The sequence below is a fragment of the Pseudomonas lurida genome (genome assembly GCF_013522705.1).
In the GTDB taxonomy this organism is placed as follows: domain Bacteria; phylum Pseudomonadota; class Gammaproteobacteria; order Pseudomonadales; family Pseudomonadaceae; genus Aquipseudomonas; species Aquipseudomonas quebecensis.
Map to the genome: position 1 here is coordinate 1 of NZ_JAAMRE010000035.1, position 23,520 is coordinate 23,520.

At 58.1% G+C, this 23,520-nt stretch carries 22 protein-coding genes; 20 read left to right on the forward strand and 2 right to left on the reverse strand.

All coding sequences use genetic code 11. The features are described 5' to 3' along the window. The 5 genes from G7025_RS26880 to G7025_RS23485 form a co-directional block, all read left to right on the forward strand. Positions 1 to 1,328: Hint domain-containing protein (locus G7025_RS26880; RefSeq protein ID WP_258197725.1), on the forward strand; the 1,328-nt coding region annotated here is incomplete at its 5' end. A gap of 13 nt (positions 1,329 to 1,341) precedes the next feature. Next, positions 1,342 to 1,614, forward strand: coding sequence for a hypothetical protein (locus G7025_RS23470; protein WP_181081414.1), 273 nt, complete (start codon positions 1,342 to 1,344; stop codon positions 1,612 to 1,614). A 475-nt stretch (positions 1,615 to 2,089) separates the two neighbouring features. Next, on the forward strand, positions 2,090 to 2,383 hold the full coding sequence (locus G7025_RS23475; protein ID WP_181081415.1) for a hypothetical protein: 294 nt from the start codon (positions 2,090 to 2,092) through the stop codon (positions 2,381 to 2,383). A gap of 225 nt (positions 2,384 to 2,608) precedes the next feature. Beyond that, complete coding sequence (locus G7025_RS26885) at positions 2,609 to 2,722, forward strand: hypothetical protein (RefSeq protein WP_308811982.1); 114 nt, start codon at positions 2,609 to 2,611, stop codon at positions 2,720 to 2,722. Positions 2,723 to 3,002: 280 nt separating this feature from the next. Then, complete coding sequence (locus tag G7025_RS23485) at positions 3,003 to 3,611, forward strand: hypothetical protein (protein WP_181081416.1); 609 nt, start codon at positions 3,003 to 3,005, stop codon at positions 3,609 to 3,611. Positions 3,612 to 3,755: 144 nt separating this feature from the next. Here the strand turns inward: G7025_RS23485 and G7025_RS23490 are convergent, their stop codons facing one another. After that, positions 3,756 to 4,013 (reverse strand): hypothetical protein, encoded by a 258-nt coding sequence (locus G7025_RS23490; RefSeq protein WP_034112924.1) that lies wholly within the window; start codon positions 4,011 to 4,013, stop codon positions 3,756 to 3,758. Between the two features lie 469 nt (positions 4,014 to 4,482). Here G7025_RS23490 and G7025_RS23495 point away from each other — a divergent pair, with 469 nt between their 5' ends. The 9 genes from G7025_RS23495 (at position 4,483) to G7025_RS23535 (ending at position 12,603) form a co-directional block, all read left to right on the forward strand. Next, the gene (locus G7025_RS23495; RefSeq protein WP_177449824.1) at positions 4,483 to 4,875 is read left to right on the forward strand and encodes a DUF2846 domain-containing protein; all 393 of its coding nucleotides are present in this window, start codon (positions 4,483 to 4,485) and stop codon (positions 4,873 to 4,875) included. Positions 4,876 to 4,952: 77 nt separating this feature from the next. After that, positions 4,953 to 5,645, forward strand: coding sequence for a hypothetical protein (locus tag G7025_RS23500; protein ID WP_181081417.1), 693 nt, complete (start codon positions 4,953 to 4,955; stop codon positions 5,643 to 5,645). A 25-nt stretch (positions 5,646 to 5,670) separates the two neighbouring features. Continuing rightward, entirely contained in the window at positions 5,671 to 6,456 is a 786-nt protein-coding gene (gene lepB / locus G7025_RS23505; RefSeq protein WP_181081418.1) for a signal peptidase I, read from the forward strand. Positions 6,457 to 6,835: 379 nt separating this feature from the next. Then, entirely contained in the window at positions 6,836 to 9,424 is a 2,589-nt protein-coding gene (locus G7025_RS23510) for an autotransporter family protein (RefSeq protein WP_181081419.1), read from the forward strand. A gap of 55 nt (positions 9,425 to 9,479) precedes the next feature. Continuing rightward, entirely contained in the window at positions 9,480 to 10,097 is a 618-nt protein-coding gene (locus tag G7025_RS23515) for a hypothetical protein (protein ID WP_181081420.1), read from the forward strand. Positions 10,098 to 10,261: 164 nt separating this feature from the next. Further along, positions 10,262 to 10,843: a hypothetical protein gene (locus G7025_RS23520; RefSeq protein WP_181081421.1), complete on the forward strand. Its 582-nt coding sequence runs from the start codon at positions 10,262 to 10,264 to the stop codon at positions 10,841 to 10,843. Positions 10,844 to 10,883: 40 nt separating this feature from the next. Then, the gene (locus tag G7025_RS23525; RefSeq protein WP_181081422.1) at positions 10,884 to 11,564 is read left to right on the forward strand and encodes a CsgG/HfaB family protein; all 681 of its coding nucleotides are present in this window, start codon (positions 10,884 to 10,886) and stop codon (positions 11,562 to 11,564) included. 29 nt (positions 11,565 to 11,593) lie between these two features. Then, positions 11,594 to 11,956, forward strand: coding sequence for a DUF4810 domain-containing protein (locus tag G7025_RS23530; protein ID WP_094066098.1), 363 nt, complete (start codon positions 11,594 to 11,596; stop codon positions 11,954 to 11,956). After that, complete coding sequence (locus tag G7025_RS23535) at positions 11,953 to 12,603, forward strand: DUF799 domain-containing protein (protein ID WP_181081423.1); 651 nt, start codon at positions 11,953 to 11,955, stop codon at positions 12,601 to 12,603. Before G7025_RS23530 ends, G7025_RS23535 begins: the two co-directional genes overlap by 4 nt. Before the next feature lie 9 nt (positions 12,604 to 12,612). Here the strand turns inward: G7025_RS23535 and G7025_RS23540 are convergent, their stop codons facing one another. Next, on the reverse strand, positions 12,613 to 14,784 hold the full coding sequence (locus G7025_RS23540; protein WP_181081424.1) for a M10 family metallopeptidase C-terminal domain-containing protein: 2,172 nt from the start codon (positions 14,782 to 14,784) through the stop codon (positions 12,613 to 12,615). Between the two features lie 216 nt (positions 14,785 to 15,000). Between G7025_RS23540 and G7025_RS23545 the strand changes: the two genes are divergently transcribed. The 6 genes from G7025_RS23545 (at position 15,001) to G7025_RS23570 (ending at position 23,519) form a co-directional block, all read left to right on the forward strand. After that, positions 15,001 to 16,641 carry a vWA domain-containing protein gene (locus G7025_RS23545; protein ID WP_181081425.1) on the forward strand — a complete coding sequence of 547 codons (1,641 nt, stop codon included), beginning with the start codon at positions 15,001 to 15,003 and terminating at the stop codon, positions 16,639 to 16,641. A gap of 101 nt (positions 16,642 to 16,742) precedes the next feature. After that, the gene (locus G7025_RS23550) at positions 16,743 to 17,315 is read left to right on the forward strand and encodes an RNA polymerase sigma factor (protein ID WP_181081426.1); all 573 of its coding nucleotides are present in this window, start codon (positions 16,743 to 16,745) and stop codon (positions 17,313 to 17,315) included. Further along, on the forward strand, positions 17,312 to 17,896 hold the full coding sequence (locus G7025_RS23555) for a hypothetical protein (RefSeq protein WP_181081427.1): 585 nt from the start codon (positions 17,312 to 17,314) through the stop codon (positions 17,894 to 17,896). Before G7025_RS23550 ends, G7025_RS23555 begins: the two co-directional genes overlap by 4 nt. 154 nt (positions 17,897 to 18,050) lie before the next feature. Next, positions 18,051 to 19,505 carry a DUF3375 domain-containing protein gene (locus G7025_RS23560; protein WP_181081428.1) on the forward strand — a complete coding sequence of 485 codons (1,455 nt, stop codon included), beginning with the start codon at positions 18,051 to 18,053 and terminating at the stop codon, positions 19,503 to 19,505. After that, a complete protein-coding gene (locus G7025_RS23565) occupies positions 19,502 to 20,170 on the forward strand; it encodes a DUF4194 domain-containing protein (RefSeq protein ID WP_181081429.1) in 669 nt (222 codons plus the stop codon). Before G7025_RS23560 ends, G7025_RS23565 begins: the two co-directional genes overlap by 4 nt. Further along, complete coding sequence (locus tag G7025_RS23570; protein ID WP_181081430.1) at positions 20,163 to 23,519, forward strand: ATP-binding protein; 3,357 nt, start codon at positions 20,163 to 20,165, stop codon at positions 23,517 to 23,519. The genes G7025_RS23565 and G7025_RS23570 overlap by 8 nt, the downstream gene beginning before the upstream one ends. Position 23,520 lies beyond the last annotated feature (1 nt).

Below are 23,520 nucleotides of genomic sequence, written 5' to 3' on the forward strand. Positions count from 1 at the left end.
ACAGTGCCCTGGTGGCGAGAAGCGAAGCCGGTGCGGGGATGACGGCCCGATTGGCGGATGGCACCCCAACCTACGGCCTGAGCCCCAATAGCTTTGACACCACGTTACAGTTTGAGCGCACGGGCACTCGTACACCGACCACATCCGTCGGCGCCTATCAACCGACTGCCCTCACTGGTGATGTAGGCAGCTACGTCAGAGCCGATGACTTACTTGCTGCCAGAAGCAATGAAGTCGTGTTGACAAAATACAAAGAGCCTTGCTGCTTTGCGGCAGGCACCAAAGTCTCGACCCCCAACGGCGACCGCACCATTGAGTCGCTCAAAGTCGGTGACGTGGTCTGGAGCAAACCCGAAAAAGGCGGCAAACCCTTCGCCGCTACGATTCTCGCCACTCATCAGCGCTCCGACCAGCCGATTTACCGCCTCAAGCTGAAAAGTGTTCGGGCAGACGGTAAAGCAGAAGGCGAAACCCTGCTGGTCACGCCGGGTCACCCGTTCTATGTTCCGGCCAAGCGCGACTTCATCCCGGTTATCGATCTTAAACCGGGAGATCAACTTCAATCCCTGGCCGATGGCGATACCGACAACACGTCCTCTGAAGTGGAGTCGCTGGAGCTTTACTTGCCTGTGGGCGAGACCTTCAACCTGACGGTGGACGTGGGGCACACGTTCTACGTTGGGGATTTGAAGACGTGGGTGCACAATACCGGGCCGTGTGTGTTGCCGGAGGGGTATTTTGGTACAAAAGGTAGTACGTCGGGTTTGGTTCCTGGAGACGCAGGAGTTGTAGGGACAGGTAAAATTGCAGCTAAGGATGCAAATTTCGACGGCCCAAAAAATACCTCAAGTGAAATTGATCAACAAAAACTTGAGTTGCTCACAAGTCATCCGAACGCACATTCACTGGGTGTTCACGGTGGTAACGTTACTGACGGAGACCTGATGGTCAGGGCAAAGACTGGTGTAAAACCGGACGGCGCTATAGGTCCATCGGTTCCGCCATTGTCCTCCGCCTTCCATTCTGACGATTTGTTGGTTCAAGCTGATCAGTTCGTCCGAAACAACGCTTTGCAAAAAGCGATTGCTCGTAATCCTGGCAGCGATACAGTTAGAGTCACGGCTGATGATGTTGGTGATGTCGGGGCTGACCTTGGTAGAGGGTTTAAGAGGATTTGGTCAAGCGGTAATACAGCTAAAAATTTAGAAGTTCTAGGCGCTCCTGATAAAGTAAGCAACTTACGCAGCGTAGAAGGTGTTTATCAATTTAATCCTGGCAAAAATGTTTGGGAGACTATCACTATTTTTCCAGCGCCGTTGCCAAAATAGAGGGGATATTATAATGTATGAAAATATTCGCTATATGCTAAAGACTATATTTTCTGCAGACTTTGGTTTTCAGGAGGAAGCTGCTAAAAATATATACCTAAGAGGCTTGATATCAAGTGGAAAGCTGGATGAGATGAAAGCTGAGCTGGCTGCAGCGTTCGAAGATAACAGTGTGCGTTGGAGAGAAATGCTTTTGAATGATGATTATGAAGTCCAAGACTTCGATACTGAAGAGGAATCAATAGCGTATGTAAAGAGAGTGCTTTGGGATCCGTTGAACTCTTAGAGCTTTCTTGACGGTGCAAAAGGTGGCGGTTCTGGTGGTTTCAGTGGCGGTAAACCTACTATTGTGGATGATCCATATAGCCCGGTTGCTATTACTGAAAGTTCTAGAGTAAATAGAGATTATTATGGTCGAGAAAATGCTGCCGATGAATTTTCTGCTCCAGACTACGCAACGCATTCAACAGCAAAGAGCTATCAGTCAACGGTGCCAAGAGATCTGAACGAGAGACTTTGTGGAACAGGGTGATAGAAAATCCTTCAGCCGGTCGTGATCAAAACTAGCTGGTGATAAAGACCTTCCGCGGAGTGAGGGACGAAAAAAAATGGAAGTAAGTCACCGTCTGCCTAGCGGAGAAAATATAACCCTCCACTATCAATACAACTCCGCAACCGGTAAAGCATACGATATGAAAATTACCACGCCGCAGCAGCTGCCCCCTGTGCTGCAGCCCGGTAGGACTATTGAGTGATGTGGAATGATTATTCGAGAAATTGGGCGAGAAGAGCCCGTGCAGGTGTTTGGGATTTACTGGATAGAGAACGAGCGCTTTTACTGGGTCATTCCTTATGATGGTTATGGCGGTTTGAGGGCACTCAGTGATAGAGAAGTCAATGTTGTTGACTCTTCTTTGTCAGCTGATCTCATCCTCTGCAAGGATGGTGGGGGAGGGGACATGATTCTGCATTGGGCAGCGCAAGATTTGGTTGAAGAGCTTGTGGAGCGTGATCCACAGGCGATGGTCGAGTTCTTAGAACGCTTAAAAGGCTGATGGTCCAAAAGGGACGGGTTCTGCTGGTACGGGCACGACGGCGGGTAGTGATGTTGCAAGTACAACGCCTAAAGCTGGTGCTTTTTGGAATAAAACAACAGTTTTAGATAGACTGTCTATCAACGTAACGACCTCTTTGATCCAGAGGCCCTATCGACCTGGAGAGTACGAGGTAAAACTGTTCAAGACTCAAACCTTGAGAGGATTGCCTCGGGTCGAGCACCAATTGGGTATGATGGAAAATCAGTCGAGTTACATCACCTCTCGCAAACTGAATTTAATGGGTTCGCTGGTACTCGTGGTTCACTTGCAGAAGTTGGTTCTGTGATCAACCTATGAACACTGGGAAGTACCCTCATCTGAAAGTGTTTTTTGCTTTCTGGCTTATGCTCTGATTGGAGGGCGGTTTTTTGTGTAGGGCCACATCGGGCTGCTGTTCGAGTATTATTCGAACGACCTCGCACCTATTGGGTGTGAATCTTAAAAGAATGAAAATAGGGGGCAGACCGCGATTAATGAATCAATGTATATTGGTGGTCTGACCCCTATTTTTCCTGATTCAAGTTTATCCATTTAGCAGCGGCAGGAAAGTCATGACAATAGAAAAGGAAATTCGACAATGAAGTATTGGAACGTATACCGAAAAGGTCTTTACCTAGTCATCCTGTTCAAGCTCACTCTATTAACAGGCTGCGCAGGAATTCCCTACGAAAAGCCCGAAGACCAGATTTCTATCCAGAAGGACCTTTCCATAAAGGCTGAGGATATTGTCATAATGAGTCAGGTAAGTTGGTGCTCCTATCCTTATGGTGACATGGCGCCGTGTCGTCCACAGGATGCACTTGCGGTACAGACGCGAACAAAACTGATATTTGCCAGTTATAGCAGTCAGCACTATAAGCCCGACTTAGAAGTGTTGGCCAGTGACGTCATGTGTGCTCACCTCTACGAGTCCAGAGATACGTCACCGAATTTCTATTTATTCACCAAAGATTATGCGCTGCAGATTTGGCCAATGGATGCGCATAGTAAACCGGATATGAAGAAAAAAAAGCTCATGCTCGATGTCATGGTGCCGCAAGGGAAAAAAGCATACGTGGGGCCAGAGGGTAATTTTGTGACAGCCACCGGGCGGACCAGCGAGGCAATTTATGTCTCGCGCTATCCCAGCATCGTATATACGAGCCATCCGGAAATATTGCAGCTGGTCAATCCATGTGGTCAGTAGTTCAAACTAGAAAATAGGCGGATTTATTCAATTGAAATGCTTGTTATTTAAGCGTGAGTAAAGGGGGCGGATTTATCTAGTTGATTTATTTGGTTGTACTACTCACGCACAAAGCGGGCGACACTAAGGCCGCCCTATTTTCACTCAGGACAGATCGGCGTTAAGCCTGCGACTGATGACATCTAGCAAATCGCACCCATCGCGCAGCGGAATGGCCAGCAAGTGGGCGAAGTCTGAAAGTACTACGGCATCGCTGCTGAGTTGTTCGCGGAAGGCCAGATTTTCCAGCAGTTGGGTGACGGCCCGAATGCGATGCGCGGCGGCATCGTGAAGGACGTCGAGGGGCGCCTGGGTGTCGATGATCAGCGCAGGGACGGTGCAGTCGTGGCCGGTTAGGGGCATGTATCTGTTCATGGGTACAACCTCGGTCAGTAGAGTGAGGCTGTCGCCTATCGTCGCCAAACGAATGGGTGACAGCTGTACGCAGGTTGGCGAACCGGGACCGAGTTCCGGCAGACCCGGAGGTCTCCCACGCACAGCTGCCATAGAGCAGCGATGCGGGTACGGAAGCCCCTGCAATCAAGCAGATAGCTTTCGCATACGGTCAACGGATCGCCAAATCCGATCGCCCTGTTGGACGACGGCCGGACTATAAGCCCCTCACCCAAAACCGCGCAAGGCATCAGAGTAGTGGCATAATGCCTTGTCTCGCGCCATACAACGCCGACAGGCTGGCCACGACCCAATGCATCAATGATAAGACCCGCTACCCACAAGGAAGAAATACATGATCAAGTTGTTCTGCAAAGCCGCTGTCGTTCTGTCCCTGGCCACCCTGTTTGGCTGTTCTTCGACGCCTTCTGTAGAGAAGATGCAGGCTGACGTCGCGAGCTATTCGTTGCCCAAGGCCGCCGTGGCCGATAAAGGCCTGGTGTATGTCGTGCGCCCGAGCAACGTCGGGATGCTGGTACGGTTCAACGTGTTCCTGGATGACAAGGAAGCCGACTCGGAGATGGGTTACAACCGCGGTAACCAGTACATCTATTTTTTCGTGACGCCGGGCAAGCACGTGATCAGCTCCAAGGCTGAAAACTGGGCGGACATGCCAATCGACGTCAAAGCCGGTGAGGTGGTTTACCTCAAGCAGGAAGTTGAAATGGGCTTCGCCGTGGCGCGCAACAGTCTCAAAGTGCTGAGCGACCTGGAAGGCCGTTATCTGGTCAAGGATGCGTCCTTGGGTACCCTTGTCAAAGAAAACAAATAAGTTAACGCGTTTGGCGCCGGCCGAAGCCCAAGGCTCTGCCGGCCCCGCTATTCACCTGTGAACATTAAAGGACTGATGTGAAAAATCTGCTCTTCATCCTCCTCACCACTCTCATCCTCGGCGGTTGTGTCAGCCACCCCCTCACCCCCGAAAACCGTGCGCAGATCAAGACCGTCAAAGTCCTGCCCGTGAAGTGGGAAAAGAACATGGTGTACTTCGGCCGTGAGCAAGCGTGGAGCGCGGCCTTGGGTGCTGGGGTTGGTGCGGGCGTCGGCATGGCCAGCGGTGCGTCCAAGGTGGGCACTGCAGCGTTGAGCGGCGCCGGGTTTGCCGCCGGCATGAAGCTTGGGCAGTTGGCTGAGATGCCGACGCCGGTGGCCATTTTGACGGTGATGGAGGCAGAAAAAATCGATCTGGGCGTGCTGCTCAAACAGGGCTTTATCGACGCGCTGGGCAAGACTTCAACGCTCAAGGTGGTGGGCGACGATGAACCCGCCGATGCGCAGATCCAGCTGACCGTGGCCGAGTGGGGCTTTCGCCTGACTCAAGGTTTCAGCAGCGTGATTTATCCCACCCTCAATGTCCTGGCGCAGATGAATCGCGGCGATGAAATGGTCTGGCGCACCAGTGAGGCGATCACGCCGTTCAATGGCCAGAATGTCTATGGCTACACGCCGCTCACCTACCGCACAGACCCTGAGGCGCTGCGCCGGGCGCTCACCGGTATTACGCAGATTTCCGGGCGTTATCTGGTGCAAGAGCTTAAGTAGGCAGTTGCCGGATAAAGGACCTTTGATGAAACCCGCAAAACTCTCCCTCCAGGCCTTCCTGATGGCCTGTCTCATACCCGGCTGGGGCCTGGTGTATGTAGGCCGCCTTCAGTGGGGCATGCGGGTCGCCGCGTTGTTACTGGGCGGGGTCGCGCTGATGGGCGCCTTGGGGTGGATCACCACACCGCTTGGGCTGTATGCCTTCTTCGCGTTCGTCATTACGGTCAAGCTGGCCTCCGCCATCGTGTCCGCCGTATTGGCCCGTCGCTACAGCGGCGCGCCCAATGTGCCGCGTAAACGTGTTCATGCACTCTACGTCGGCGGCGTGCTGATCCTGGTGCTGATGCTGGATGTCTTTCGGGTGCCGTTGCTGGGCTTCAAGAACTATTACATTCCGTCGGGCTCGATGGTTCCGACGCTGTCCATTGGCGACTACATCATCGCCGACCTGCAAGTCGGCGCGCCGCAGGTAGGGGATCTGGTGGTGTATCGCTGGAACGGCACCGAAGCGGTCAAACGGGTGGCGGGTGTTGCGGGGGATACGTTAGCCATCGTGAACGGTGAGCTGATCCATAACGGTGAAAACCTTGGGCTGTTTCACGCACCGGCCGACCGGGTGCAAGGGCCGCAATCGCAGGCAATGGCGCCGATCAAGGTCGAGCCGGGTCATGTCTTTTTACTGGGCGACAATCGCAACAACAGCAACGACAGCCGCTTCATGGGCCAGGTTGCGGTGGAGGACGTAGTGGGCAAGGTCACCGGCATCTGGTTCTCGAAAGAGCGCACGCGCATTGGGACGACTTTTCCATGAAGTTTTCGAGCCTGGGGGCAATTACGCAGGGATGCAGACCCCTCGGCAAACGCCACTTACCTCGTCACCCTGTGACCGACCGCACAACTTTCCGACACAAACCTGAACCTTTTCGTACATTTGAAGGTCTTTACCGCGCCTACCCGCACGCGGTCGGCTGCATGGACTGCAGCGTTTTCAAAGACATTAAGGATTGATGTGAGCTTTTCCCCCCTTTATTCCCTTCTTCGCCACTGCCTTGTGCGGTGCTAAGGCGCGCGCCTGCGCGTTCGGCAAACGCGCCGAGCGCCTGCATCCGGGACCTTTGATCCCTTCGTTCGATACACCTACTGCCGCCGGGCCTGTTGGCGGCTTTGACCTGTAGTTCATGGAGTTTGAAATGACGCGTAAGCCGTTCCAGAAAAGTCTGTTGGCAATCATGGTTGGCGCAATCAGCACGCAGGTGCTGGCGGTGGAAGTTGACCTTGGCGCAGGCAAGACCCAGTTTGTCAGCGAGACCTACAACGAGTCGCTGATCCTCACCGGGCAGACCACGCAGATCACCACGCCGACCCATTTGCCCCCAGCCGGGCTGGGTGTCGCCGATACTCATATTCAGGGTTCGTTGATCAATCGCGCAGATATCACGCTGGAATCACAAGGCAACACTATTCGTGCAATCGCTATCGACCCGATGTTCTGGACGGGCCCCGCCAATTTGAACCCCGGCACTGTCACGGGAGATGTGATTCAGGCGGGCAACGTTCTGATGCGCAACGGCAGTTATGAAGGGCTTGAGATCGGCGCCACCACGATTGGCGGCAGCGTCATCAACTCCGGCACTATCCGCTCGACGCCACCGGTGGGTACTGTAACGACTCCTGGTTACCTGGGTGGCGGTGAAGGCATTTATCTGCATGGCACTACCATTGCGGGTGATGTTTCCAACACCGGTGTGATCGATATGGCCGGCCCGGATGCGATTGGCTTGGTCCTCGACGTCAACAGCGGAACGCCGACTACTATCGGTGGCAAGCTGCTCAACTCGGGTTCGATCACCGCAACAGGCGACGGCGCTTGGGGCGTGGAAGTGGAAACCGCCACCAACCCCCTGCGGATTGAAAACAGCGGACTGATTTCCGCCAATGGCAATGAGGCGAAGGGGCTGACATTTTATGCCGGCACCGTCGATTACATCCTCAACACCGGCACCATTGAAGCCAAGGGCGCATCTGCCAATGCCTTCGACTTCTCCGGCGCCAGCTTTGCGCAAAACAGCGCCACGGGCGCGCGCGGTATCGTCAACCGTGGCCTCGTCGCAGCGGACGGCACAGCGATTCAGGTCGATGCGGCCAAGCAGGTCGCGACGTTTGAAATCAACCAACAAGCCGGCGAAATCCGCAGCAACTCCGGCACCGCCATCGACGCCGCCAACCTCGCTGCCCTGAACTGGACTGGCGGCAATATCGTCGGCGACCTGCTCAACCTCAACGCGGTCAACATCGACGGCCAGGCCAACTTCAGCGGCAAGCGCATCATCGCCCCCGTCTCGGTCAATTCCGGCTCGCTGAACCTCGCTGCCCCAGGTACCGCCATCACCGGCAACCTCAACGTCGCCAGCGGCGCGGGCATCGATATGCACCTGTCCGACAGCGTCGTGCCGACCACGCCATACCTCACCGTCAACGGCGTCGCCCGCTTTGCACCGTCGTCGAAGCTGACGGTCAGCGCTCAACCGGGCGATTTCGCGCGCACTCACAACGGCACCCAATACACCCTGCTGCAAGCCACCAGCGTGCAAAACAATGGGCTGTCCGTGGCCAGTTCTTCGTCGTTGCTCAACGTGCTCAGCTACTCGGCCGATGCGCAAACGGTCAAGGCCGTGGTGGCGGTCAAGGACAACCAGCAAGTGCAGCAGGACCTGGCCGGTGTGGGCGCCAGTGCGGCGTCGGCCACGGCGGTCAACACGTTCAAGAACGGCGTACTCGGCCAGCTCGGCCAGGACGACCAAGTGTTCCAGGCCCTGGCCAACGCCGGCACCGCGCAGCAATTGGCGCAGGTGGGTGACCAGCTCAAGCCGGACGTCAACCGCGGCGCCCTCGATGTGGCGTTGTCCGGTCAAACCGTGGTCAACGGTGCAATCTTCAACCGCCTCACCGACCAGCGTGAAAGCCATCAGGTCGGCGGCGTGTGGGTGCAGGGCCTGAGCAGCAACATGGACCAGGATGGCCGTGGCGGCGATAACGGCTACTCGGCCAACAGCAGCGGCATGGCGGTCGGCGTGGATGGCCGTGTGAACGACACCACGACCCTGGGCGTGGCATACAGCTACCTCAATTCCAACATCCACTCCGACCTGGGCAACAAGACCGACGTCGAAGGCCACGCGCTGTCGCTGTACGGTAACTGGTCGCTGCAAAACTGGTTCGCCGACGCCAGCCTCAGCTATGGCCACAACGACAACGACAGCAAGCGCCACATCGCCGGCACCACCGCCAAGGGCAGCTATGACAGCAATGTGTTGTCGGCCAGTGTGATCGGCGGCTACAGCTTCAAGCCGTCGCAAGCAGTGGTGATCGAGCCGCGTGTGGCTGCGCGTTATTCCAACGTGCGCATGGATGGCTACGACGAGAAAGGTTCATCGGCCTCCCTCAGCACTCGTTCGCAGCGTTACGAAGTGGGCGAGCTGGGCGCCGGCGTACGCCTGGCCGGCCACCTGCCGATGGGCGCGGGCAGCCTGCAGCCGGAAGCGACTTTGATGGCCTACCACGACCTGATGGGCGATCGCGTGGCGCAAACCTCCAGCTTCGTGGCCGGCGGTTCGGCGTTTACCGTGACCGGTGCGTCGGTGGCGCGTGACAGCTATGAGGCCAGCGTCGGCGTGAACTACCAAGTGTCGGACTTCACCGTCGGCGCCAGCTACACCCGCCAGGCGCGCAGTGGGTTTGATGCCGATGGCGTGATGCTCAAGGCGCGCTACGCCTTTTAACTGCGAGGAGCGAGCAAGCTCGCTCCTAAGCTTTTTTGGATTCAAGGAGCTTTCAATGAAACTGCATCGTCTGTTCATATCGCTCGCTGCGCTGGCGACCTGCACCAGCAGCTTCGCCGCAGCACCGGCCCTGCAAGGTTTCCTCGCGTGCGACCAGAACTCCCTGGCGGTGGTGAACCAGCCAGGCCTCAAGGAGCGTGTGCCCCATGGGCTGGAGAGCGGCAAGCTCACCTTCAGCGGCGGCACCAAGACCGATATGGGCCAACGCTGGATGTTCGATACGCCGCTGACACTCGACGGCATAACCCTGACCGGCTTTTTCGCCGAAGACCAGGACCTGATGGGCTCGCGCATTATCGGCTGGGGCTTCTACACCGAGCAGGCGCCCGACGCACTTTACGCACAGCTGAGCAAAGCGCCGGGCACCGAACTGGAGAAGGCCAACGGGATCTATGCCCGCCCGCAGATCTGGTCGCATAAGCAATCGGCCTGGGTGCCGGAGGGCGGCGACACCGCGGGCAAGCTGGTTACCGATACGGCCGAACGGATCCTGATGGTCGAACCCGCGCCCGGTGACCTGGCCAAGACCAGCAAAGGCATGATCACCTGTTCCGTGCAGGGCGCGGTCAACGAGGCCATGCTTAAGGCCTCTCGGCCGGACCTGATCAAGTGAGCTGAGGTCGGTAACCAAACCGCAGGCATGTTCAATGCCTGCGGTGTTCTCTGTTTATTCGCGAGCCAGCTCACTCCTGCACGAAACATCTTGAGAACCCCCCTCAACTCCGTAAAATGCCGCCACTGTTTAAAGCACGATACTTTTCAGGGACGAATTCAGACATGCGCGCATTTGCCGTGTTCCTCGCCGTCTGCCTCCTGGCGGGCTGCGCCTCCAAGCCGGATTACTACATCTCGCCGGCGCCGGTGACCATTCCCAAAACCGCCACGTATTGGCTCGACACTTTCGATGTGGAGGTGGTGGGCAAGAACGAACGATTCCTGCCCGATGACAAAGTGCGCCAGCAACTGGGCGTCGATCTGGTCGACCGTCTGCTCAAGGCCAAGCGCTACGCCACCAGCAAAGACAAAGCCGATTACCTGCTGGATGTGAACGTGGTCTACACCCGTCGCATTCAAGACTCCAAGGGCGGTTTCATCACGACCATCGTTGACGACAACACCATCCTCGCCAGTGTCGACTTCAACTACCAGGTGAAGGTCAAGAAGGCCGGTGCCGAGGTGCTGCATTTTTCCCAGGTGCGCGAGGGGCTGATGCCGCGCGGATACCAAGGTGACTGGCAGAACATGAAGACCTTGGCCGGGGTGTTGACCAACACGGGCAACTCCAGCGTCGAGACGTTCTATACCGGTTTATTGAGCCGTTTCATTGTCGATGACCTGCGCGATATTCCGTCCCGCTAGCGTTATCGGTTGCACCCGATTTTCCACTTAGGAGCACCTTGTGAAAATACTCTGCAAAACCCTGCTGTCCGGCCTCACCGCCGCAGCGCTGCTGACCGTGGCCGGTTGCGCCACCGAAAGCAACCGCGCGATGCCGGTGGAACAAGTCGCCAGCGCCAACGTCGCCTATTCCGGCGTGCGTGTGCCGATTGCCGTGGGCAAGTTCGACAACCGCTCCAGCTACATGCGCGGCATCTTCTCCGACGGCGTCGACCGTCTCGGCGGCCAGGCCAAGACCATCCTCATCACCCACTTGCAGCAGACCAACCGCTTCAGCGTGCTGGACCGCGACAACATGGGCGAAATTTCCCAGGAAGCCAAAATCAAAGGCACCGTGCAGAAGCTCAAGGGCGCGGACTATGTGGTGACCGGCGATGTGACCGAGTTCGGCCGCAAAGAAACCGGCGACCGCCAGCTGTTCGGCATCCTCGGCCGTGGCAAGACCCAAGTGGCCTACGCCAAAGTCGCGTTGAATATCGTCAACATCAACACTTCCGAAGTGGTGTATTCCACCCAGGGCGCCGGTGAGTACGCACTGTCCAACCGTGAAGTGGTCGGTTTCGGCGGCACCGCCAGCTACGACTCCACCCTCAATGGCAAGGTCCTGGACCTGGCCATGCGCGAAGCGATCAATCGCCTGGTCGACGGCATCAACGCCGGTGCCTGGAACCCGCGCAACTGATCAGCAGCACCTCAAGGAGCAGTACACGGATGAGCAAGGCAGTTAAGTCAGCGCTGATGCTGGCAGCAATCGCAGCGGTCGCCGGGTGCCAGACGGCGCCCCAACCCCTGTATCAATGGGAAAGCTACCAGCCGCAGGTCTACGAGTACTTCAAGGGCGAGCCCAAGGAAGCCCAGGTGGAAGCACTGGAGCGCGACCTGCAGAAGATCAACGCCAGTGGCCGCAAGGCGCCGCCGGGTTACCACGCCCACCTGGGCATGCTGTACCTGAGCATGGGCAAGGATGACCAGATGGTGCAGGAGTTTCGCACCGAGAAGGCGCTGTTTCCCGAATCCGCCGCCTACATGGACTTTCTGCTGAAAAACGCCAAGACCGGAGTCGCGACTAAATGAGCCTGTTAAAACTCACCGGCGCCCTGCTGGCCCTGGCCTTGCTCGGCGGTTGCGCGGCCCCCAAGACCGTCGATTACTCGGCGTATAAACAAGCGCGGCCCAAGTCAATCCTGGTGCTGCCGCCGCTCAATGAGTCGCCGGAAGTGCAGGCGTCCTACAGCCTGGTGTCGCAGGTGACGTACCCGCTGGCCGAAGCTGGCTACTACGTGCTGCCGATTGCTCTGGTGGACGAAACCTTCCGCCAGAACGGCCTGACCACCGCCAACGATATCCAGGCAGTGCCGCCGACCAAGCTGCATGACATCTTCGGCGCGGACGCGGCGTTGTACATCACCGTCACCGAGTACGGCACCAAGTACATGCTGATCTCCAGCGACACCGCCGTGACCGCTTCGGCCAAACTGGTGGACCTGCGCACCGGCACCACCCTGTGGACCGGCACCGCACGCGCTTCCAGCGAAGAAGGCAACAACAACAGCGGTGGTCTGATCGGCATGCTGATCACCGCGGCGGTCAAGCAGGTGATCAACAGCTCTACCGACGCCGCGCACCCGATTGCCGGTATCACCAGCGCGCGCCTGCTGTCGCCGGGGCAACGAGCGGGGATTCTGTATGGTCCGCGCAACCCCAAGTACGGCACGGACTGACCCGGCGCGTCAGGTCGGCCTGCTGGAAGGACGTTGCAGGGCCTCGCGGTGCCTTTGGATCAGGTCGATGGGTGTGGCATGACCCAGGGATTCGCGGCGCCCGTCCACCGTGCCGATAATCGAGCCGTTGTGCAGCGCGACGATTTCGCCGGTCTCGACGCTGATCAGCGGTGAGCCGGAGGTGCCGGGAACCTTAAAGGCATCATGGTAGAACGAGGTTTGCCCGACGCTGTCCTGGTGGTAGGCCTTGAGCGTGGTCGGCTGGCCGCTGGCGTTCAGGAATGAGATGCCAAGGGACGCCTGGCCGTGGTTGGGCATGAAGATCTTCTGCCCCGGCAGGGCGCTGTGGTTTGTCGCCAGCCTGAGCGGCGTGAACTGGCGGGCCAGCGCGGTTTTTGCCTCGGCGGGCAGGTCCACGCGCAGTGTTGCGTAATCCAGCCGCGCGTCGCTGCTTTGGGGCGTGACGCTCAGCGGCACCTTGCGCGCCACCTTTAGCCGACCACTGCTGTCTTCCTCGCAGCCTAACCAGAGTTCCAGCCTGCTGCCCTTGGCGAGTGCCGCGTGCACGTGCTGATTGGTCAGCACGCTGTTACCACCATCGATCAGCGACCCCGTGCCCAGCGAGCGCTGATGCACGCGCTCGTACCCCCATGAGTCACGCATCACACTCACCTCGCGCAGGCTGCCCACGGCCTTCGCGGACATGTGCATGGGCGTGCCTTTGAGGGCGGCGCTGGGTACGTTCTGTGACGCAATCGGTGCCTGCCGGTTAGCCAATGCAGGGGCAGGGGCGGGTGCCTGCGGAATCAGTGGCATGGGCGTCGCGGGAGCCCGCGCTGTATGGCTGATCACGTCCCCAGGCTTGATTGCCCCGTGGCTCGTGATCAGCAGGTCGGCCTGCGCGGAACCGTCCAGGTCAATGGCCAGGCTGTGCAGGCGGGTCTGCGGGTTGTAGTCGATTACCGCTTCGCCGGCACGGCCGCTGAAGCGCCAGACAAACGTCAGGCCGTTGACGTTGGCGTTTTTCAATACGGCGGACACGTCGAGTGTGTCCTGGCCGCTCTTGAAATCCATGATCAGGTCCGGCCGCTGCACCGTGGAATCGCTGGCGTGGGTGTAGACAAACGTGTTGCGGCCACGCCCACCGGTCAGCGTGTCGGCACCCTGGCCGCCGGTGAGGCGGTTGTCCACATGGTTGCCGATCAAATGGTCGTCGCCTGCGCCGCCGCTGGCGTTTTCCAGGGTCACGCCCTTGGCGATGGACACATTGCCCTGCATGCCGCCGACATCGGAAAAATGCTCCGCCCGCAGGTCGATGATCTGGTCGTGATGGAAGCCGGAGAAGTCCAACGTATCGTTGCCACCCGCGTCCCATACACAAAACAACGGCGCGTCGGCTGCTGAGTGAAGGCTGAGAAAGTCGCGCCCGGAATTGGAGTTGAAGCCGTAGACCGTGTCGGTGTCGCGGGTAGTGAGATTGGCGCCGTAGCGCTTCTGAATGGCGCTGATGTCATCCATCATCGGTGCGCTGGGATAGTAGGTTTGCTGGTTCTTTCGGTGAGCGTGCCCTCGGTGGCCTTCCCACCAATAGCTCATGACACTGTAGGCGCGAGTGTCCTCGGCATAACGGGCGTGCCGGGCGTAACTGCCGCTGTTGTTGTAGTGACCAGGATGGGCGAGGCCGAGGGTGTGGCCGATTTCATGAGTCAATAAATGTCGACTGAAACTGCCGTGTGAAAAAGGCCGGTTCTTGCCGTCCGATGCGAACCAGGCATGTGCGCCTTCGAGCGCGCCTGGGGGGTAGGACGCATACGCCGACAAGCCGCTGTCGGCAATATTTCCAAGCACCAGGTGCCCTTCGGCATCGGCTGCCTTTTCGGTGAACGACAGTCGCGCCACATCGGCCCACGCTTGCATGGACAGCCTGGCCTGCTGCTTTTGAACGGTACTGAACTCATTGGCGCGGGCGGGCGTGCGGTGGTTGGCTTGCGAGGGGGTAAAGAATCGGTAGGACAGGCGGGTGGTGCCGTCCAGATTACGGTCGCTCCAATGCCGGCCCATGCGCAGCAGTTGGTCAGCGGCTTGATCGGTGCTGTAGGAGGGTTTGCGCGGTGTGGCAGGCGGCGAGGCATCGCCAGCATAGTCAACCGAACGTGCGGTCCTCTGGCTTATGTACGTCATGTTGTCGGTTCCGGTTAATAAGGCTCCCTGTTGTTCGCAAACGTCTGATAGGGAGCGGGGCTTCCGATAGGTGGTCTTGGGATAATCCTGGTTCACGTCGCGTGTTTAACCAAGTGTGAGTGGAGGCTTACGTCACCGGTTCTGCGATTTAACCCGAACCCCTCATGACGTGCGTCTGACCTTGTGAACGGATCATTCACACTTGAGGTTCAGCCCATGTCCCGTCCTTCGCTATTCCTGCGTCCTGCTACCCAAGGCTTTGTCGTTACCCTGATGGTGGCGCTCACCGGTTGTGGAGTGCCGTCCTCCCAGGATGTGACGCCACCCGCCGACACGGGCCCGATCTCCCGGTTGGAAGCCGACACCGTGCAAGGCGCACTGAGCAAACCCATGCCGATGTCCGCGCCGATGCCCGCCCCCCTGGCGATGCAGGAATCGAAGGTGATGGACTACCGCAGCGAACCCCGTGAGCACTACGCCAACCTGGCGGATAACCCGGTGCACCGCGTGGCTGAAACGCCGGTGTCCACGTTCAGCGCCGATGTCGATACCGGCAGCTACGCCAACGTACGGCGTTTCCTCAATCAAGGCAGCCTGCCGCCCGAAGGTGCCGTGCGACTGGAGGAAATGGTCAATTACTTCCCCTATCACTATGCGCTGCCTATCGATGGCTCACCGTTCGGTGTGACCACCGAAGTCGCCGCCACCCCGTGGAACCCGCACACCCAGTTACTGCGTATCGGCATCAAGGCTAGCGACCGCGCCGTGGCGCAGCTGGCCCCGGCCAACCTGGTGTTCCTGGTGGATGTGTCCGGCTCGATGGACCGTCGCGAAGGCTTGCCGCTGGTGCAAAGCACCTTGAAATTGCTGGTCGATCAATTGCGCGAGCAGGACCGCGTGTCGCTGGTGGTCTACGCCGGCGAGTCCCGCGTGGTGCTCAAGCCTACGTCCGGGCGCGACAAGGCTACGATCCGCACCGCCATCGACCAGCTCACCGCCGGTGGCGCCACGGCCGGCGCATCCGGTATCGAACTGGCCTACCAGATGGCCCGCGAAGGCTTTATCGACAACGGCATCAACCGCATCCTGCTGGCCACCGACGGTGACTTCAACGTCGGCGTCAACGACTTCGACAGCCTCAAGCAGATGGCCGCGCAGCAGCGAAAAAGCGGTGTGTCCCTCACGACCTTGGGCTTTGGCGTGGACAACTACAACGAGCACCTGATGGAGCAACTGGCCGATGCCGGCGATGGTAACTACGCCTACATCGACACCTTGCGTGAAGCGCGCAAGGTGCTGGTGGACCAGCTCAGCTCGACCCTGGCGGTGGTCGCGCGGGATGTGAAATTGCAGGTGGAATTCAACCCGGCGCGGGTCAGTGAATATCGCCTGCTCGGCTACGAAAATCGTGCCCTGAAGCGTGAGGATTTCAACAACGACAAAGTGGACGCGGGAGAGATCGGCGCCGGCCATACGCTCACCGCGTTGTACGAAATTGTGCCCAAGGGTGAGAAAGGCTGGTTGGAACCGCTACGCTATGCCGGCGCGCCTGCGGCCGAGGGGCAAGCCGATGAACTGGCAATGCTGCGCGTGCGCTACAAGCCTGCCGCAGGTGGCGATAGCCGCTTGATCGAACGGCCAATCCCTGGCCAAACCACCCAGGGCAGCGACGATTTGCGCTTTGCGGCGGCAGTGGCTGCGTTCGCCCAGCAACTTAAGGGCGATGGCCGCTACACTGGCAGCATGACGTTGAAAGACACCGCCGCACTGGCCCGCTCGGCACGGGGCGACGACCCGTTTGGCCTGCGCAACGAATTCGTGCAACTGGTGGAGCTGGCCCAAAGCCTCAAGCCCTGAGCTCGAACACAGCATGTCTGTTACTGATACACCGCCATCGGGAGCAAGCTCCCTCCTACCTTTGAACCGCGTTAACTTTACAAAAGGAGTGCGCCCCCTACATGGCTGTTCCAGATGACCCCTCCAGCGACGAAGCGCTGCTGGCCCGCTACCGAGCCGGTGACGCCGCTGCGTTCGAAGTCTTGTACGCCCGGCATCGCCAAGGCCTGTATCGCTTCCTCGTGTCCCTGAGCAACAAGGCCGAGCTGGCCGAGGAAATCTACCAGGACACCTGGCTCAGCCTGATCCGCAGCGCCACTTCGCCACAAGGCCGGGCGAGCTTTCGCACGTGGCTGTTCCAGATTGCGCGCAACCGCCTGATCGACCACTGGCGCAAGCACGGCATCCACAACCCGCTGCACGACAGCTACGATGAGCAACTGCATGCCCAGCCCGACCACGGCCCCGGCCCCGAGCAGCAATTGAGCCTGAGCCGCGACCAGGCGCGTCTCGACGCGGCCCTGCAAGACTTGCCCGAGGACCAGCGCGAAGTGTTCCTGCTGCGCCTGCATGGCGACCTCGAAGTACCGCAAATCGCCGCGCTCACTCAAACCCCGCTGGAAACCGTAAAAAGTCGCTTGCGCTACGCCCAGCAGAAACTGCGTCGCCTGCTGGCTGAGGAGGTACCTGTATGACTGACCCCCGACACACACCTGACGACCAACTGCTCCAGCATTTTCGTCAACACGTCACCGGCGAGCCGCCCGCGTCCCTCGATGCCTTCATCCTCAACGCCGCCCGCCGCGAGGCCCCGACGCCGCAACCGAACCTGTGGCAACGCTGGCTGCAGGCCTGCCAACGACCACGCTGGCAAATGGCGTTCGCCACGGTTGCCGGTGTTGCGCTGATGATCGGCGTGGTCATGCGCTCGCCGGTGCCGCAACCCGAAGTGTCCCCCGCGACGTTCTCGGCGCTCCACGACCAAGCTCCACCTCCGGCACCCGCTCCTGCGCCGATGGCACGTATGGCTGTAGCACCCAAGGCCGAGAGTGCCCAGGCCGAAATCACCGGCTCGCTGGCCCAGGCCCCAGCGGCCAAACCGTTGAGCAAGCGCGCGCCGCCGGCGTTGCCGACATTGGAGCAAGGGTTGCAGGAAATTGTGAACCTACGCGCAGCAGGCCAAACCCGAGCGGCGGATGAAAAACTGCTGGCGCTGCACCAGCGCTTTCCCCAGGAGGATTTGCCGGCGCGGTTGGAGATGATCCGCAAGCATTGATTCGGTCCTTGGAGCCTCTGCAAACCTGAGAGGCTCTTTGTATCTTGGGTTTGCAATACCTAGCTGTTTGGCTAGTAAGTGCAATTTAAGACTGGAAAATACTTAAGTCTGGCGCCATTGTTTTGAACTGATCAATTCAGCAAATCGGTGAGTGATGGATTACGCCACCCTTGAAAGTTTGCGCAAGCATCATCCGGCCTGGCGCCTCTTGTGTTCGGATCATGGTCCGTTGGTGGCAAGCTTTTTACACCGTGTGTTTGTCGCGCCTAACGTTCGAATCATTTCAGCCGCCGATCTGGCCGAGGCTCTGGAGGATGAGCTGTTTGCCCTGCGTAGGCAGATCGAAGACGAGGTTTTCCCCAAACCTGCGTTGCAGTATCTCAACGAATGGGCGAGTCCGGAAAAGGGCTGGCTGCGCAAGTTTTATCGTCAGGACGACGATGAACCGCAGTTCGACCTCACGCCGTCTACCGAGAAAGCCATTGCCTGGTTGGCGACCCTCGCCGAGCGGGGCTTCGTCGGAACCGAATCACGTTTGCTGACGCTATTCGAGCTGCTCAAACAGATGAGCGAAGGCACTGAAACAGACCCGGCCAAACGCGTCGCCGAACTACGAAAACGCCGGGACGAACTGGACGCTGAAATTGCGCAGATCGTCGGTGGCAATGTGCCGTTGCTGAACGATACCGCCCTGAAAGATCGCTTCCAGCAGTTCACCCAGTTGTCGCGAGAGTTGCTCGCTGACTTTCGTGAGGTCGAACATAATTTTCGTCTGCTTGACCGGCGTGTGCGAGAGCGGATCGCCCTATGGGAAGGTGCCAAGGGGGCCCTGCTGGAACAGATCATGGGCGAGCGCGATGCCATTTCCGACTCGGACCAGGGCCGTAGTTTCAGAGCGTTCTGGGGCTTTTTGATGTCCAGCCAGCGGCAGGAGGAACTGACGCAGATGCTTGATCATGTGCTGGCCTTGGCGCCGGTCATGGAGCTCAAGCCGGATATTCGCACTCGCCGCGTTCACTACGATTGGCTTGAAGCTGGTGAGCATACCCAGCGCATGGTGGCTCAACTTTCCCAGCAGTTGCGACGGTTTCTGGATGATCAGGTCTGGCTGGAAAATCGACGGATCATGGACATCTTGCGTGGTGTGGAGGCCAAGGCGTTGTGGGCACGTGACCAACCGCCTGCTGGTCACTTCATGGACATGGATGACGTGGCTGCGCATATCGAATTGCCCATGGAGCGGCCCCTGCATACGTTGACCGTCAAGCCTGACTTCGCCGGACTGGTCGTCCAGGCGGGAGACGACGATGTGGATGTCAGCGCCCTGTACAACGAACAGGCCGTCGACCTGCTTCGTCTGGCAAGCCATATCCGGCAAGCGCTGCAGACCCGCTCGCAAATCACCCTGTATGACTTGATCGACTTGCAACCCCTGCAGCAAGGGTTGGCCGAGTTGGTGGCATATCTCCATCTTGGCAGCGAAACCTTTACGACTGTGATCGACGACAGCCTCTACGAGCCGATCATCTGGAACGCGATGACTCGTGATGGCGGTTACGTAAGAAAGCAGGCGCGCCTGGCGCGAATAATTTTTGTGAGGGAAGGATGAGCGAAGAACAACCCGCGCCGGCGGCGACTATGGATGTCGCGGCGGCGGATCTGTCCACACTGTTGGTTTCGCTGCTCAAAGGGGTGATTTACCGGGAAGGTAATGAGCGTTTGTGGGGCGCGCTACTCAACTTGCAAGTGCGTGTGCGTGACTACGTGACGGTACTGGGCCTTGAGTTGATGTTGGATGAAGCGGAAGGTTATGTCTTTCTGCGCAGCCGTCCCGAGCAGGACGTCGGCGAAGCCAGCGTACAGATTCCGCGTCTCGTCGCGCGCCGACCCTTGTCATTTCCGGTCAGTTTGCTGCTGGCCCTGCTGCGCAAAAAATTAGCGGAGTTCGATGCTGGCGGCGGTGAGACTCGGCTGGTACTGACGCGCGATGAGATTGTGGAGTTGGTTCGCGTATTTCTGCCTGCCAGCAGCAATGAAGTTAAGTTGGTCGACCAGATTGATGCGCAAATTGCCAAGGTAATCGACCTGGGTTTTCTGCGCCGGCTCAAAAGCAGTGGCGGTCCAATGAGTTTCGAAGTGCGCCGTATCCTGAAGGCATTTGTGGATGCTCAATGGTTATCTGATTTTGACAGCCGGCTGGCTGAATACCGGGTCCGTCTAGGTGGAGACGAAGACGCTTCACTTGATACTGAGCAGGAGAAGGATCATGAGTGATGCATCGCTCCCGGAGTTGGACTTTATCGGCGACGACAGCCTGTCTGGCTTTCGTCTCAAACGCCTGGAAATCTTCAACTGGGGCACCTTTGATCAAAAGGTCTGGACACTGCTGCCGGAGGGTAAAAACAGTCTGCTGACGGGGGACATCGGTTCCGGTAAATCCACTTTGGTGGATGCGATCACTACATTGCTGGTTCCCACCCAGCGCATCGCCTATAACAAGGCTGCCGGGGCAGAGAATAAGGAGCGAGGTCTGCGCTCCTACGTGTTGGGGCATTACAAGTCTGAACGCAGTGAAGTCACGGGTACGGCAAAACCAGTAGCTCTTCGCGACCACAGCAGTTACTCGGTGATTTTGGGTGTATTTCATAACGCAGGCTACGATCAGACGATAACCCTGGCCCAGGTGTTCTGGATGAAAGAAGGGCAAGGGCAGCCGGAACGCTTTTATGTCGGCGCTGAGCGCGACCTGAGTATTACTGATGACTTTGCCGATTTCGGTTCGGATATTCCGCAGTTACGCAAGCGACTGCGAAATGCGGGTGCAGATGTCCAGGACAGTTTTGCAAAGTACGGTGCGTGGTTTCGGCGACGCCTGGGTATTGATAATGAACAGGCAATGGAGTTGTTTCATCAAACGGTTTCGATGAAGTCGGTTGGCAACCTGACTGAATTTGTCCGCAACCACATGCTTGAACCGTTTGATGCCGCTGTACGCATTAATGCCTTGATTTCCCACTTCGATGACTTGAGTCGTGCCCATGAAGCGGTTTTAAAGGCCAAGCATCAGCGGCTTTTGCTGGAGCCTTTGGTGGCCGACTGCGACAAGCACCACGACCTGGTTGGTGAGCAGGAGCGTTTGCGCGACTGCCGCGAGTCCCTCAAGGCCTGGTTCTCGGAGCTCAAACTCGGTTTGTTGGATCGACGTCTGGAGCTGTTGACTAATGATCAGCAGCGACTGTCCTCTCAAAAGAAGCGTCGGCTGGAGCTGCGAGATCGTCAGCGATTGGAGGTAGACGCTCTTAAACGCGCGGTGGCCGAGCAGGGCGGAGACCGCCTGGATCAATTGGCCAGTGAAATACGTAAACAGGATGATGAGCGTGAAAGGCGCCAGCAACGCTTCCGGCGTCATGCGGAGCTTCTCAATGCGGTAGGCGCTTCCCCGGTGCGCGACGAAATGGAGTTTGTGCGCCTGGGACTGCAATTAGGGGTACGTCGCGAACAGTCAGGCTCCGAGGAGGCCGAGCTGCAAAACCAGCTTACCGAATGGTCTGTGTCGCTGCTTCAAGGGCGGCGTGAGCATGACGCGCTCGTTAGCGAAATAGCCAGCCTTAAGGCGCGCCGCAGTAATATTCCGCTCGCTCAGATCAAGCTGCGCGCCGCGATGTGCCAGGCACTTGAGCTTGCCGAAGACCTGATCCCGTTTGTCGGTGAGTTGCTTCAAGTACGTGAAGAACATCGCCCTTGGGAAGGCGCGATTGAGCGTATTCTGCATAGTTTTGGCTTGGCGTTGCTGGTGCCGGATGAACATTACCCCGCGGTGGCAGCCTGGGTGGATCGAACCCACTTGGCGGGGCGTGTGGTGTATTTCCGGGTACGTGCCGCCCGTCAGGCCGAGCCATCGGACCTGCATCCGCAGTCCTTGGTAACAAAAATCAGTGTCAAACCCGACTCACCGTTTTACCCCTGGCTGGCCCGTGAACTGAGTTATCGCTTCAACTACGCCTGTTGTGAGACACCGGAGCAGTTTCGGCGTGAGGTCCGCGCCTTGTCTCTATCGGGCCAAGTCAAAGGGACTGGCGAGCGCCATGAAAAGGATGACCGACATCGTCTGGATGATCGTAGCCGCTATGTGCTTGGGTGGAGCAATACGCAGAAGATTACTGCCCTTGAGGTCGCTAAAGATCGCTTGGAAGAACGTCTGGGCGACATAGGCTCAAACATTGCTAACGCTGAAAAGCAGCGTGCCCTTATCCGTCACCAACTGGAATCCCTCGCTGCGCTCAATGAGTTTACCGACTACCGTGAAATCGACTGGGCCGAATGTGCGACGTTGGTAGCGCGTTTGCAAGACGAAAAGTCGCAGTTGGAGGCGGCAAGTGATGCATTACTGGCGTTGGCGGCGCAATTGAAGACCCAGCAAGACGCGTTGCAGGTCACGGAGAATGAAGTATCCCGGCTGGACCAGGAGCTGGGTAACGTAGCGTCAAAATACGAAGCCGCCAGCGCGTTGCATATTGAAACCACCCGCCTGCTTTTGGACATTGAAGCATCCGTTCGTCTGCGTCTGGAGGCGCTACGTGTTCAGGTGTTGGGCGAACGATTGCTGACTGTCGAATCCTGCGACAACGCCGAGCGCGAAGTGCGCGAAGCTTTGCAACGAGAAATGGATGCCGAGGTCAAGGTGCTGGATCGGCTACGAGACAAAATCATTCGGGCCATGGGGGCTTTCAAGGACGCCTACAAACTGGAAACCAGTGAGTTTGACGCCGATCTCAATGCTGTCGATGAGTACCGTAATCTGCTTGACCAGCTCAATCGCGATGATTTGCCGCGTTTCGAACAGCGCTTCAAGGAGCTGCTCAACGTCAATACACTTAATGAAATCGCTAACTTCAACGGACAACTGGCGCGCGAGCGCGAGACCATCAAGGAGCGAATTGCCCGAATCAACGAGTCTCTTGGGCAGATCGACTACAACCCCGGCCGCTACATCGTGCTGGAGTCGCAGTTGAGTCCGGATATCGATGTCCGTGACTTCCAGATGCAATTGCGGGCCTGCACCGAAGGTGCATTGACGGGCTCCGAGGATGCGCAGTACTCGGAAAACAAGTTCCTACAGGTCAAGACCATCATTGATCGTTTTCGTGGGCGAGAAGGGCATGCAGAGCAAGATCGCCGCTGGACCGCCAAAGTCACCGACGTGCGCAACTGGTTCTTGTTTGCCGCCAGCGAGCGCTGGCGTGAGGACGACCGGGAACATGAGCATTATCCGGACTCGGGTGGCAAGTCCGGCGGGCAGAAGGAAAAGCTGGCTTACACCATTCTGGCGGCCAGTCTGGCCTATCAGTTCGGCCTCGAGTGGGGCGCCGTGCGTTCGCGCTCGTTCCGTTTTGTGGTAATCGATGAGGCGTTCGGGCGTGGTTCGGATGAGTCCGCCGAGTATGGCTTGAGGCTGTTCAAGCAACTCAATCTGCAGTTATTGATCGTGACGCCCCTGCAGAAAATTCACATCATTGAGCCCTTTGTTTCCAGTGTCGGCTTTGTGCGCAACGAGGGGGGCAAGGCTTCACAATTGCGTAATTTGTCGATTGAAGAGTATCGGACGAACCGGAACGAGCTTTGAG